This window comes from Bradyrhizobium sp. WYCCWR 12699 (assembly GCF_032144035.1).
GTDB lineage: Bacteria > Pseudomonadota > Alphaproteobacteria > Rhizobiales > Xanthobacteraceae > Bradyrhizobium.
This window is the reverse complement of record NZ_JAVTJN010000039.1, coordinates 1,616,848-1,629,290: the sequence shown is the minus strand read 5'-3', so window position 1 is coordinate 1,629,290 and position 12,443 is coordinate 1,616,848. Positions and strand designations below refer to the sequence as shown.

11 protein-coding genes are annotated in these 12,443 nt (G+C 65.4%); 7 read left to right on the top strand and 4 right to left on the bottom strand.

The window, feature by feature from the left end:
• Positions 1 to 31: 31 nt before the first annotated feature.
• Together RPS27_RS38335 and RPS27_RS38330 are read right to left on the bottom strand one after the other, a co-directional pair.
• On the bottom strand, positions 32 to 1,180 hold the full coding sequence (locus tag RPS27_RS38335) for a S9 family peptidase (RefSeq protein WP_212065656.1): 1,149 nt from the start codon (positions 1,178 to 1,180) through the stop codon (positions 32 to 34).
• Between the two features lie 85 nt (positions 1,181 to 1,265).
• A complete protein-coding gene (locus tag RPS27_RS38330; RefSeq protein ID WP_194406509.1) occupies positions 1,266 to 1,469 on the bottom strand; it encodes a hypothetical protein in 204 nt (67 codons plus the stop codon).
• 128 nt (positions 1,470 to 1,597) lie between these two features.
• Between RPS27_RS38330 and pgm the strand changes: the two genes are divergently transcribed.
• The 4 genes from pgm to RPS27_RS38310 all read left to right on the top strand — a co-directional run bounded on the left by pgm (position 1,598) and on the right by RPS27_RS38310 (position 6,239).
• Positions 1,598 to 3,244: a phosphoglucomutase (alpha-D-glucose-1,6-bisphosphate-dependent) gene (pgm, locus tag RPS27_RS38325; RefSeq protein ID WP_212065655.1), complete on the top strand. Its 1,647-nt coding sequence runs from the start codon at positions 1,598 to 1,600 to the stop codon at positions 3,242 to 3,244.
• Positions 3,245 to 3,438: 194 nt separating this feature from the next.
• On the top strand, positions 3,439 to 4,488 hold the full coding sequence (locus RPS27_RS38320; RefSeq protein WP_194406511.1) for an aromatic ring-hydroxylating dioxygenase subunit alpha: 1,050 nt from the start codon (positions 3,439 to 3,441) through the stop codon (positions 4,486 to 4,488).
• A 6-nt stretch (positions 4,489 to 4,494) separates the two neighbouring features.
• Positions 4,495 to 5,247, top strand: coding sequence for a GntR family transcriptional regulator (locus RPS27_RS38315; RefSeq protein WP_211419534.1), 753 nt, complete (start codon positions 4,495 to 4,497; stop codon positions 5,245 to 5,247).
• Between the two features lie 11 nt (positions 5,248 to 5,258).
• Positions 5,259 to 6,239, top strand: coding sequence for a PDR/VanB family oxidoreductase (locus RPS27_RS38310; RefSeq protein ID WP_212065654.1), 981 nt, complete (start codon positions 5,259 to 5,261; stop codon positions 6,237 to 6,239).
• 132 nt (positions 6,240 to 6,371) lie between these two features.
• On the opposite strand, the gene RPS27_RS38305 is transcribed toward RPS27_RS38310, so the two are convergent.
• A complete protein-coding gene (locus RPS27_RS38305; protein ID WP_212065653.1) occupies positions 6,372 to 8,333 on the bottom strand; it encodes a putative bifunctional diguanylate cyclase/phosphodiesterase in 1,962 nt (653 codons plus the stop codon).
• A gap of 398 nt (positions 8,334 to 8,731) precedes the next feature.
• On the opposite strand from RPS27_RS38305, the gene RPS27_RS38300 reads away from it, so the two are divergent.
• Positions 8,732 to 9,676 (top strand): hypothetical protein, encoded by a 945-nt coding sequence (locus RPS27_RS38300; RefSeq protein ID WP_212065652.1) that lies wholly within the window; start codon positions 8,732 to 8,734, stop codon positions 9,674 to 9,676.
• 12 nt (positions 9,677 to 9,688) lie between these two features.
• Here the strand turns inward: RPS27_RS38300 and RPS27_RS38295 are convergent, their stop codons facing one another.
• On the bottom strand, positions 9,689 to 10,054 hold the full coding sequence (locus tag RPS27_RS38295) for a nuclear transport factor 2 family protein (RefSeq protein WP_194406516.1): 366 nt from the start codon (positions 10,052 to 10,054) through the stop codon (positions 9,689 to 9,691).
• Positions 10,055 to 10,153: 99 nt separating this feature from the next.
• On the opposite strand from RPS27_RS38295, the gene RPS27_RS38290 reads away from it, so the two are divergent.
• Both RPS27_RS38290 and RPS27_RS38285 read left to right on the top strand, forming a co-directional pair.
• Positions 10,154 to 10,744 carry a TetR/AcrR family transcriptional regulator gene (locus tag RPS27_RS38290; protein ID WP_212065651.1) on the top strand — a complete coding sequence of 197 codons (591 nt, stop codon included), beginning with the start codon at positions 10,154 to 10,156 and terminating at the stop codon, positions 10,742 to 10,744.
• Between the two features lie 52 nt (positions 10,745 to 10,796).
• Entirely contained in the window at positions 10,797 to 12,422 is a 1,626-nt protein-coding gene (locus RPS27_RS38285) for a GMC family oxidoreductase (RefSeq protein WP_212065650.1), read from the top strand.
• The last annotated feature ends 21 nt before the right edge of the window (positions 12,423 to 12,443 follow it).

Here is a 12,443-nt window from a genome sequence, read left to right as displayed (position 1 = left end):
CGCCGGAGTTAACAACCGGCTTCCCGCGCCGTCACTGCCGCGCGCGGGCGCTCTGGTCGGTGGGGGGCGCTTGCAACGGCCCGGCCAAATGGTCGTCGATCGCATAGAGCGAGCAGGTCTGCGACCATTTCATGCAGGCAGCCAGCGAGTCGCGCTGGGCCTCCTCGGCCGTGATGCGTCCCGCGCGCCAGCCATAGCCGCCGTCCGGCGAGACCGCGAAAGCCTTGTGCGGCAGCATGCTGGCGAGATAGCGCGCGAACTCGCCCCTGGCGGCCTCGTTGAGCTGGCGCGGCGGCGGTAAGGTCTCGGGCAAGCTCAGGATGTCGCGACCGAGGAGGCCGCGCTCGCGCAGGAAGGCGTCGACATAGGGCGTCCATTGCGGACGGCTCGCCACCGAATAGAGATAGTGACCGTCGTCGCCGAAGGGCGGCGCAGCGATGAATGTTACGTTGCCACCACCGGCGCGAAACCCGTCATGGAGGCGGCGCGCGAGGTCAGGGCCGAAATAGGAATCGTTGGTCGCGTAGACCCACAGTGTCGGCACGCGCGAGGTCTTGCCGAAGGTGGCGAAAGCCTGCGCCAGCCCATCCTCGTTGCAGACGTCGTCATCGTCGCGCGAGCCGCGGCCGCCGGCGAAATTGATCGCGGCGACGAGACCGGGCGGCGCCTGCGCCGTCAGCGCGATCGTGGCGAGCCCGCCGGCGGAATGGCCGGCCGCGATCATGCCTGATGTCGTGACATCGCTCCGCCGCGCCATCGCATCGATCGCAGCGCGCAAATCAGCCACCGCGACCGCGGCGGCGGGGAGGTAAGCGGCCTTGGCGCAACCGCCGACGCTGTCGACGCGTCCGCCGGGCGAGGTGCCGTAGCCGCGCCGCATCACGATCAGTGCCGCAAAGCCGCGCCGGGCATATTCCAGCGCGATGCCGTAATATCGGTGCGCGGACATGCTCGCGCGGTCGTCGAAGCTGCGCGGCGAACCGTGGTTGAGCAGCGCGAGCGGATAGCGCTTCGCGCCGGCCGGGCGGACCAGAAAGGCCTCGAGCCCCTGCGGCCCCGCCTCCGCCATGGGGATGCGGAGATCCTCGGTGTAAAACTCCGTCGCCCCCGCAGACGACGGCCCGCTCGCCGGGATCAGCCAGGCGATCAGCAGGGGGAGCAGCTTGCGTAGGACAGCCATGAGGCGATTCGAACAGCCGGAAGGCCTCGACCATAGCATGATCCCGCAATTTGCATTGCGGTGCCGATGTGTCCGACGCGCGGCGCTAGCGCCCGGTGGATGCGCCGGGGCTGTCCGTGCTGTCGCTACGGAGCTCCCGCTCGAACCGGCGCTTCACCTTGGCGAGGTCATGATCCACGGCTGCGTTGCGCAGCATCGGGTTGAGTTCGATACCGGTTTGCTCGACGTATCCGGGAGACGATAGCACCAAGGAACTGGCGAGCAGCAGGGCCGTTGCGAGAATGGTCATGTCCCCATTCATGGACCCAAATGCGGCCATTTGTTGCCGGCGTCGGCCGATGGCTTTTGAGTTGGCGTGTGCAAGCCCAATGCTATGGTGCGGCAGGGCCTCAATTCGACAACGACGAGGATATTCAAGTGGCTGATGTTCATCCCGCGGCAGGCAAGCAGGCTTCGCCGGACGCGCTCACCAATATTCCGCGGCTGGTGACGGCTTATTTCGCCGGCAAGCCCGATGTCGCGGATCCCGCGCAGCGCGTGGCGTTCGGCACCTCCGGCCATCGCGGCACCTCCGTCAAGAACACGTTCAACGAAGGCCATATCCTCGCGACCACCCAGGCGATCTGCGACTACCGGAAGGAAAAGGGGCTGACCGGCCCGCTCTTCATCGGCATCGACACCCACGCGCTGGCCGAGCCGGCGCTGGTGAGCGCGGTCGAGGTGTTCGCCGCCAACGGCGTCGACATCATGATCGACAAGGACGGCGGCTATACGCCGACGCCTGTGATCTCGCACGCGATCCTCGCCCATAACAAAGGGCGTACGAGCGGCCTTGCCGACGGCGTCGTCATCACGCCATCGCACAACCCGCCGGAAGATGGCGGCTACAAATATAATCCGCCGCATGGCGGCCCGGCCGACACCGATGTCACCGGCGTCGTCGAGAAGCGCGCCAATGCCTACCTCGCCGACGGCCTCAAGGGCGTGAAGCGCGTGGACTATGCCAGGGCGCTGAAATCATCGAACGTCCATCCGACCGACTTCGTCACGCCCTACGTCGCCGATCTCGGCAACGTCGTCGACCTCGAGCTGGTCAAATCCGCCGGCATCAACATCGGCATCGATCCGCTCGGCGGCGCCGCCGTGCACTACTGGCATCCGATCATCGAGCGCTACGGCCTGAAGGCCACCGTGGTGAACGAGGCGATCGACCCGACCTTTCGCTTCATGACGGTGGACTGGGACGGCAAGATCCGCATGGACTGCTCGTCTCCTTACGCGATGGCGAGCCTGATCGGGATGCGCGACCGCTTCGACGTCGCGTTTGCCAACGACACCGACGCCGACCGGCACGGCATCGTCACGCGCACCGGCGGCCTGATGAATCCGAACCACTATCTGGCGACCGCGATATCTTACTTGTTCGCGCACCGCCCGAACTGGAGCAAGGATGCCGCGATCGGCAAGACCGTGGTGTCGAGCTCGATCATCGACCGCGTCGCCAAGAAGCTCGGACGCAAGCTGGTCGAGACGCCGGTCGGCTTCAAATGGTTCGTCGACGGCCTGCTCACGGGCGGCTTCGGCTTCGGCGGCGAGGAGAGTGCGGGGGCCTCATTCCTGCGCCGCGACGGCGGGGTCTGGACCACCGACAAGGACGGAATCATCCTCGGTCTGCTTGCCGCCGAGATCATGGCGAAGACCGGCCGCGATCCCAGCCAGCTGTTCGGCGACCTCACCGCCGAGTTCGGCATGCCCCATTACTCCCGCATCGACGTCGCCGCGACCGGGCCGCAGAAGACCATCCTGAAGTCCGTCACGCCGGAGCAGCTCGGCTTGAAGGAGCTCGCCGGCGACCCCGTCCGTGCCACCCTGAGCAAGGCGCCCGGCAACGGCCAGCCCTTCGGCGGCATCAAGGTCGAGACCGATTTCGGCTGGTTCGCGGCTCGGCCGTCCGGCACCGAGGACGTCTACAAGATCTACGCCGAAAGCTTCCGCAGTCCCGAGCACCTGAAGCGGATCCAGCAAGAGGCGCAGGCCGGCCTGGCGAAGGTGTTCGGGGCGTAGCCGCTAGCCTTTCTTACCCTCCCCCTCCAGGGGAGGGTAATCCGCGCCATTCATCTGAGAGCAGATGACCTTGGCGTCATGTGTATACATCTATGGTGATAAAGGTATTATATTACACATAGATGAGCCTTGAATGATCCAATCTCCCTGCTATTGTATACATAACGCATACATAAGCCGTGGGAGTGAGACCGATGACAAAACCCTTCCCGATGAATGCCTGGTACGCCGCCGCCTGGGATGCCGACGTCAAGCCGGCGCTGTTGCCGCGGACGATCTGCGGCAAGCATGTCGTGATGTACCGCAAGGCCGACGGTTCGGTGGCTGCGCTGGAGGATGCCTGCTGGCATCGCCTGGTGCCGCTGTCCAAGGGCCGGCTCGAAGGCGACACCGTCGTTTGCGGCTATCACGGCCTCAAGTTCAACGCGCAGGGCCGCTGCACCTTCATGCCCTCGCAGGAGACCATCAACCCGTCCGCCTGCGTGCGCTCCTATCCCGTGGTCGAGCGTCACCGCTACATCTGGCTCTGGATGGGCGATCCCGCGCTGGCCGATCCGGCGCTCGTTCCGGACATGCACTGGAATCACGATCCGGCCTGGGCCGGCGACGGCAAGACCATCCACGTCAAATGCGACTATCGCCTCGTGCTCGACAATCTCATGGATCTCACCCACGAGACCTTCGTGCACGGCTCCTCGATCGGCAACGAAGCGGTCACCGAAGCGCCGTTCGACGTCACCCATGGCGAGAAGACGGTGACGGTGACGCGCTGGATGCGCGGCATCGAGCCGCCGCCGTTCTGGGCCAAGCAGCTCGGCAAGCCCGGTCTCGTCGATCGCTGGCAGATCATCCGTTTCGAAGCGCCATGCACCATCGCGATCGACGTCGGCGTGGCGCCGACGGGCACCGGCGCGCCGGAAGGCGACCGCTCCCAGGGCGTCAACGGCTTCGTGCTCAACACCATCACGCCGGAAACCGAGAAGACCTGCCATTATTTCTGGGCCTTCGTGCGCAACTATCAGCTCGGTGAGCAGCGCATCACCTCCGAGATCCGCGAGGGCGTCTCCGGCATCTTCCACGAGGACGAGTTGATCCTCGAAGCGCAGCAGCGCGCCATGGACGAGAATCCGGACCGCATCTTCTACAACCTCAACATCGACGCCGGCGCGATGTGGTCGCGCAAGCTGATCGACAAGATGGTGGCGAAGGAAACCGCGCCGCAGCGCCTCCAGGCCGCGGAGTAACCGGCCATGGCCGAGCGTGAGGTCGACCGTTCCGTCTCGCAGACCGTGAAGGCGCAGCTCGCATTGCGCGACCAGATCCTGTCGGGCGCCTTGCGTCCGGGCGAGCGCATCTCCGAACTCCAGGCGGTGGAGACCACCGGCGCCTCGCGCACACCGGTGCGCATGGCGCTGGTGCGGCTGGAGGAGGAGGGCCTCCTGGAAGCGATCCCCTCCGGCGGCTTCATGGTGAAGGCGTTTTCGGAGCGCGACATCTCCGATTCCATCGAGCTGCGCGGCACGCTCGAAGGCCTCGCCGCGCGCTTCGCGGCCGAGCGCGGCGTCTCCGCGCGCGAGCTCGAGCCCCTGAAGGAGTGCCTGGCCGCGATCGACGAATTGCTGCGCCAGGTGCCGATCTCGATCGAAGCCTTCTCGTCCTACGTCACGCTGAACGCGCGCTTCCACGCCCTGCTCACGGAACTGTCGCGCAGTCCGCCGCTGATCCGCCAGATCGACCGCGCCTCGGCGCTGCCGTTTGCCTCGCCGAGCGGCTTCGTGATGGCGCAATCCGCGCTGCCCGAGGCGCAGCAGATCCTGATCATCGGGCAGGACCATCATCGCGTCGTGATCGACGCGATCGAGAACCGCGAAGGCGCACGCGCCGAGGCGATCATGCGCGAGCACGCTCGGCTTGCGGTGCGCAATCTGCGTCTCGCGCTGCGCAACCGGACCCATCTGGACCTCTTGCCGGCGCTCGCGCTGATCAAGTCTGCAGCCGACTGAGGGCCATCACCATGCGCTTCATCGAAACCTGGACTCCGGCAACGCTCGTGTCGACGCGCGATCTCGCTCCCGGCATCCGCGAATTTCTGATCCGGCCGGATCAGTATGACGGCGTCGCCTATCCGGTCGGCAGCCACATCAACGTCAGCGTGACCATCGACGGCCTGCCGGAGACGCGGTCTTATTCGCTGGTGGGCGAAGCCTCCCCGGCCGGCTTCAAGATCGCCGTGCGCCGCGCCGAGGATTCCCGGGGCGGTTCGCGCTACATGTGGCAGCTCGCGCCGGGCGCGCGGCTCGACATCACGCAGCCGGCCTCGCTCCTTGCCGTGGACTGGTCGCGCGAAAGCTATTGCCTGATCGCCGGCGGCATCGGCATCACGCCGATCCTCGGCGCCGCGCAGGTGCTGGCGCGCCGCGGCGCCGACGTCACGCTGCACTATGCGGTGCGCTCGCGGGCAGAGGCCGCCTATCTCGACGATCTCGCCGCGCTGCTCGGCGATCGCCTGGTCGTTCATGCCGGCGACGAAGGCAAGCGGCTCGATCTCGACACGCAGTTCGCCTCGGTGCCGAAAGGCGCGCTCGGGTTGTTCTGCGGCCCGATGCGCATGCTCGATGCCGCGCGCCATGCCTGGATCGGTGCCGGGCATGCGCTGCCCGATCTGCGCTACGAGACCTTCGGCTCCAGCGGCGCGCTCCCGACCGAGACGTTCCGTGTGCGCCTGAAGGGCTCCAATGTGGAGCTGGAGATCCCGCGCGAGCGCTCGATGCTGGACGTGCTCAATGCCAGCGGTCACGACGTCATGTACGACTGCAAGCGCGGCGAATGCGGCCTATGCGCCATCGACGTGGTCGAGGTCGACGGCGAGATCGACCATCGCGACGTCTTCTTCAGCGACCATCAGAAAGAGAGCAACCAGAAGATCTGTGCCTGCGTCTCCCGTGCGCGGGGCACCATCACCGTGGATACGCTGCTGCGCGCGGATGCGATTTGAGGTAGGAAGGATCGTAGCCCGGATGGAGCGAAGCGAAATCCGGGGGCGGTCTTGCTCCGTCGCGCGCTGTCCCGGATTGCGCTTCGCTCCATCCGGGCCGCTTCGTCCCGAAGGATGGCCGTGCGGGAAAACCTACGCCGCGAACGTCGCTCGATACTTCTTGGTCTCCAGCAGCGCCAGCACGCCGTCCGCCGACACCGGGCGGCTGATCAAATAGCCCTGAACCTCGTCGCAATTGATCTGCCTGAGATATTCGAGCTGGTCGGCGGTCTCGACGCCCTCGGCGACCACGCCGATGTCGAGGTCGCGCGCAAGTGAGACTACCGACTTCACGATGGCCGCGCAGTCGGGCTGAACCAGCATGTCGCGGATGAAGGACTGGTCGACCTTGATGCGGCTGAACGGCAGCTTGCGCAAATAGGTGAGGGAGGAGAAGCCCGTCCCGAAATCGTCGAGCGCCACGGTGACGCCGAGCTGCAGCAGCGCGTTCAGCACGGGCTCGGCCGAGCCGTATTTCGACAGCAGCATCGATTCCGTGATCTCGATCTCGAGCCGGTGCGGGGCGATCTTGGCGTCGCTGAGCGCCTGCACGATGATCTGGAGGATGCCGGCGTTGTGAAACTGCGCCGCGGAGAAGTTCACGGCGACCCTGATCTCGTCAGGCCATTTGGCAACCGTCGCGCAGGCGCGCCGGATGACCCATTCGCCGATCTCGTGGATCAGCCCCGTCTCTTCCGCGATTGGGATGAATTCGCTCGGCGGCACCAGTCCGCGCTCGGGATGTTGCCAGCGCAGCAGCGCCTCGAAGCCGGTGATCCGGCTTTGGTCGAGATCGAGGAACGGCTGGAAGACGAGGAAAAGCTCGTTTCGCGCGATCGCGCCCTCGAGGTCCGATTGCAGTGCCTTGCGATCGCGTGACACCCTGTCGTCGGCTTCCTCGAAGAAGCGGATTGTGCCGGGGCCCGCCTTCTTGGCGCGGTAGAGCGCTGCATCGGCATTCTTCATGATGTCGAGCGGCGTGGTGCCGTCGCGTGGCGCCAGCACGATGCCGACGCTGGTTGCGCCCACGACCTGGCGGCCCTCGATGCGGAACGGCTCCTCGAAGGCCGCGACGAAGCGTTCGGCGATCTCGAGGGCGTCTTCGGGGCGCGCCAGATTGGCCATCACCAGCGCGAACTCGTCGCCACCGATGCGCGCGACATGCTCGGCGGCGCGGGTGCAGCGTTGCAGGCGGCTTGCGACCTGGACCAGGAATTCGTCGCCGGCGGGATGGCCGAACTTGTCATTGACCTCCTTGAAGCGATCGAGATCAAGCAGGAGCACCGCAAACTCCTCGCCGGACAGCGCCAGTCGCTTCAGCGCAGCCTCGAGCGTCTCGTTGAAGGCGACGCGGTTGGGCAGGTGGGTCAGGGGATCGAGGCGCACCGTGCGCTCCGCCTCGATCTGCTGCGTGACGCGCCGTGCGAACGAGAACGAATTGACGAACACGCCGCGGATCAGCACGCTGCCATAGACCACGACGAGGAAGGCGATCAGGAGAAAGGCGAGATCGCCGTTCCTGCCGAGGCAGATGGCGATCCCGACGAAGATCGGGGCCGTGAAGGCGATGGCCGCGATCGGGATGGTGGCGAAGGCGAGCGCACCGCCGGCCAGCATGCCCGAGCACAGGCAGGTGATGACGAGCTGGCCGCCGGTCGAAGCATCGGTGAAGAAGGCGACGGGGACGATGCCCCAGGCGGCGCCGAGGACGAAGGCATTGCGCACCAGGCGGTGCATGGCGCGGCGGGAGACGAATTGCGGCTTGGTGATGCGGCGCGCGGCGCGGGATTGCAGACCGAACGCGATCGCGGCGCCGGCCACGGCGGCTCCCCAGACCAGGGCGGGTATCCTGTCGGGCGACTGCCACAGCGCGATGGCGAGCACGAGGGCGTTGCAGGCATTGGCGAGCATGATGCCGACCGAATAGCCGAGCAACAGCGCCATCTGTTCGGCGCGGATATGGCCGGCCACGGCTTCGTCCGTCACGGGACCGCCGAGCGCCGACAGATCGCCGGCAAACAGCCGCGCGAAATAGGTGGTCAGTTGAGTCCGCATTCCAGAGCCTAGCACAAGGGGGCGTTCGTCCAGCTCGGTCCGGAGAATTCGCTGCAAAACTTTGACGAACTATGAATTATCCCCGTTTGCGGCTGGCGGCGTGACCACTTCTGCGTGTTCAAGCGAGGGTATCGATAACAAATCGATACAAATGCGGGATGGGAGGGGAATGTTGGCGCCTATTCCGCTGTCATGCTCCGCGAAAGCGGGGCATCCATTACGCCGCCGCTTTTCGGTTCAGTCACAGGCGTCTCGGCGTCCTGGTTCACCCGGTCGAGCCGGCGACGATCGGTCAGGACGAGACGTTCTCCTCGATTGCGTGATACGTTTCGTGCATCGACGAGGCTCCCGTGCGCCGCGTCGGCAACGGATGCCTTTGCGATCCCGAGGGCCTGTCCATGAGCGAGCCTTCCGCCGATGTTTCGGCAACGGTCGAATACACGATGGATAAATGGCGGATGGACCGCCTTCCCTGGGCGATGTGGGCCTGCGTCGCCGGCCTTGCGATTGCCCTCCACGCCGAGAGCCGCGGCCAGAGCGGAGCGGTTTTGGCCGCCGTCTATCTTGCTCTCCTGGGTCTGGCGTTCGCAGCCTATGCACTGACGACGCTGATCGGACGATCCGGCCTGCCGTTGCTTCTTGAATTGTTGATCGGCGCCCTTGTCCTGATCGTCGTTTCCGGCCTGATCGGTTTCATCAGCGTGTTGGTCGGTGGACCAAGCGGCCGCTCCAGCTATGTCGGCGTCATGCGCGGTCTCTATTGGAGCCACCTCGTCAATCCATCGCTGAACGTCTTCGGTTGGATGTTGCTCTATCTGGGTTTCGGATGGATCCTGTTCTCAGCTTACCGGCACCTCTATGCGGATCGGGCAGTCGTCTCGATGTCTGCCGCGGGCATCCGGTTTCACAGGCCGTGGCTCAAGGGTCTCTTCATTCCCTGGCGGGAGGTGCGTGGGGTGGGCCATCTCGTCGTTCCCGGCATCTCGGGCGTGCCGTTCGTAAGTCCATATGCCGCGGCCGTCACGGTCGGTCGGGATTTCCATGAGCGGCACATCGCTCCGAAGCGCAGCTTTTTCGCGCCACCCGGGGCCGAAGCCATGTTCCAGCCGAAAGGCGAGATGATGCAGGTGGTGCTGAACAGCGCCGACATGACGGTCAAGCCGGAAGATTTTCTCGCGCCTGCCGAGGCGCGCTGGAAGGCATTTCGGGATCAACCGGGCTCGCCCTCCCAGCATTGCGGCACCATCGTCTACGGACGCTGGTCGATCGACGGATCTCGGTGGCAGGCCGTCCGGTTTCTTGCGCCTCTGGTCGGCATGGTCGTGGTCCTGGTCTACCGGTAGGTCCGATCCTGCTCAACGCCCCAGCTGCTTCGGATCGTAATAGAACCGCTCCTCGATCAGCTTGTCGCCGCGCCAGGTCTGCCACGCGATCTCGTCCAGCGTTCGTGTGACGCCTTCGGCATTCGTGAAGCTGAAGGTCCAGCGGGTCGCGACATGGTCTCCCTCGATCAGGCTCGGTCCGACGCGAACGGCCTTGACCTCCTTGGTCGCGGCCAGCACGCCGCGCTCCTTCGCGACCAAATTTTCCCGCCCGACCGTCGGGGCGGCGTTGTTCTCGTAGGTCGCGGCGTCGGGCGTATAAAAGTGCTCGATCGCGCCGACGAAATCTCCGTCCTCCAGGCGCTTGGCAAAAGCTTCGACGATGTCACGGCTCGGCATGATGCATCCTGTGATAAAACCGACTGATGGTCGGTAAATACCGACCGATGGTCGAAAAGTCAACTGGCGGCCCGCCTATGATTGGATTAGACGAGACCCATGGCCAAGCAAGCGGAACGGCGGGCGGCGACATCAGAGGCGATCCTGACGGCGGCACGCCGCCTGTTCGGGACGCAAGGCTTTGCCGCTACCACCATGGACGAGATCGCTGAGGCAGCCCGCATCGCCAAGGGCGCGGTCTATCATCACTTCAAGACCAAGGAGGCGGTGTTCGAAGCCGTGTTCGACCAGGTCTCGCGCGACCTCGTCGTCGAGATCGACGGTGCCGCGCGCGCGGAGAAGGACGTGCTGGCCGCGATGGTCGCCGGTACCCAGCATTACTTCGCCGCCACCGCGAAGGGACCGACCGGCCAGATCATTTTGCGCGACGGTCCCGCGGTGCTCGGCTGGGAACGCTGGCGCGAGATCGACGCAAGACACTTTGGCGGCAAGATGCCGCGCGCGCTGGCGGCGGCGATGGAGGCCGGTCTCATTGCAAGGCAGCCGGTCGAGCCACTGGCGCGGCTGCTGCTCGGCGCGGTGACCGAAGCCGCCGTCGCCTGCGCCGGCCGGGCCGATATCGCAAGAGCGGGCGCGGAATATGCCCGTGCGTTCAAGTCGCTGGTCGAGGCGCTGCGCGCCAAGCCATGATCGTGCTAGTGACGAAATGGAAACGCCCACACAACAAGAAGAACCGTAGCGCATGAACGCAAACTCCTCCCTCACGCCGTCCGACCCTGAGTTCGACTACATCATCGTCGGCGCAGGCTCCGCCGGCTGCGTGCTCGCCAACCGGCTGTCGGCGAACGGCAAGCACAGCGTGCTGCTGCTCGAGGCCGGGCCGAAGGATTCCAACATCTGGATCCATGTGCCGCTCGGCTACGGCAAGCTGTTCAAGGAGAAGACCGTCAACTGGATGTACCAGACCGAGCCGGAGCCCGAGCTGAAGGGCCGCCAGGTGTTCCAGCCGCGCGGCAAGACGCTGGGCGGCTCCAGCTCGATCAACGGTCTGCTCTATGTCCGCGGGCAGCACGAGGATTACGATCGCTGGCGTCAGCTCGGCAATACCGGCTGGGGCTATGACGACGTGCTGCCCTACTTCAAGAAGGCGGAGAACCAGTCGCGCGGCGCCGATCAGTATCACGGCACGGGCGGTCCGCTGCCGGTCTCCAACATGGTCGTGACTGACCCGCTGTCGAAAGCCTTCATCGACGCCGCGGTCGAGACCGGTCTGCCCTATAACCCTGACTTCAACGGTGCCAAGCAGGAAGGCGTCGGCCTGTTCCAGACCACGACGCGCAACGGCCGCCGCGCCTCGACCTCGGTCGCTTATCTCGGCCCGGCCAAGGCACGCGGCAATCTCAGGATTGAGACCGAGGCGCTCGGCCAGCGCGTGCTGTTCGAGGGCCGCCGCGCCGTTGGCGTCGAATATCGGCAAGGCGCGCAAATCCGTCGCGCCCGCGTGCGAAGAGAGATCGTGCTGTCGAGCGGCGCTTACAACTCGCCGCAATTGCTGCAGCTCTCCGGTGTCGGTCCCGCCGATCTCCTGCGCAAGCACGGCATCGACGTCGTGCTGGACGCGCCGGGCGTCGGCCACGATCTCCAGGACCACATGCAGGTCCGCATCGTGATGCGCTGCTCGCAGAAGATCACGCTCAACGACACGGTCAACCATCCGCTCCGCCGCACACTCGCCGGCGCGCGCTATGCGCTGTTCCGGAAGGGCTGGCTGACGATCGCGGCCGGCACGGCGGGCGCGTTCTTCAAGACCAATCCGCGCCTCGCCTCGCCCGACATCCAGGTGCACTTCCTGCCGTTCTCGACCGACAAGATGGGCGAGAAACTGCACGACTTCTCCGGTTTCACGGCCTCGGTGTGCCAGCTCCGCCCCGAGAGTCGCGGTTTCCTGCGCATCCGGAGTGCCGATCCTGCGGTGCCGCCGGAAATCCGCATCAACTACATGTCGACCGAGACCGACCGCACCACCAATGTCGAGGGCATCAAGATCCTGCGCAAGATCCTGAATGCGCCGCCCCTTAAGCCGTTCGTGGTCAGCGAATATGATCCCGGCACGAAGGTATCCACGGATGCCGAAATTCTGGATTATTGCCGCGAGCGCGGCAGCACCATCTACCATCCGACCTCGACCTGTCGTATGGGCAACGACGCGCTCGCGGTGGTCGATCAGCGGTTGAAGGTGAGGGGTCTCGAGGGCATCAGGGTCGTCGACGGCTCGATCATGCCGGACCTCGTGTCGGGAAACACCAACGCGCCGATCATCATGATCGCCGAAAAGGCCTCCGACATGATATTGGAGGATGCGCGGTAGAGCATGATCCGGACCCGGAGG

Excerpts from the sequence above, each read along its gene's own strand:
- RPS27_RS38335 (WP_212065656.1), bottom strand. The coding sequence starts at position 1,180 with ATGGCTGTCCTACGCAAGCTGCTCCCCCTGCTGATCGCCTGGCTGATC.
- RPS27_RS38330 (WP_194406509.1), bottom strand. The coding sequence starts at position 1,469 with ATGACCATTCTCGCAACGGCCCTGCTGCTCGCCAGTTCCTTGGTGCTA.
- RPS27_RS38320 (WP_194406511.1), top strand. The coding sequence starts at position 3,439 with ATGACAAAACCCTTCCCGATGAATGCCTGGTACGCCGCCGCCTGGGAT.
- RPS27_RS38315 (WP_211419534.1), top strand. The coding sequence starts at position 4,495 with ATGGCCGAGCGTGAGGTCGACCGTTCCGTCTCGCAGACCGTGAAGGCG.
- RPS27_RS38310 (WP_212065654.1), top strand. The coding sequence starts at position 5,259 with ATGCGCTTCATCGAAACCTGGACTCCGGCAACGCTCGTGTCGACGCGC.
- RPS27_RS38305 (WP_212065653.1), bottom strand. The coding sequence starts at position 8,333 with ATGCGGACTCAACTGACCACCTATTTCGCGCGGCTGTTTGCCGGCGAT.
- RPS27_RS38300 (WP_212065652.1), top strand. The coding sequence starts at position 8,732 with ATGAGCGAGCCTTCCGCCGATGTTTCGGCAACGGTCGAATACACGATG.
- RPS27_RS38295 (WP_194406516.1), bottom strand. The coding sequence starts at position 10,054 with ATGCCGAGCCGTGACATCGTCGAAGCTTTTGCCAAGCGCCTGGAGGAC.
- RPS27_RS38290 (WP_212065651.1), top strand. The coding sequence starts at position 10,154 with ATGGCCAAGCAAGCGGAACGGCGGGCGGCGACATCAGAGGCGATCCTG.
- RPS27_RS38285 (WP_212065650.1), top strand. The coding sequence starts at position 10,797 with ATGAACGCAAACTCCTCCCTCACGCCGTCCGACCCTGAGTTCGACTAC.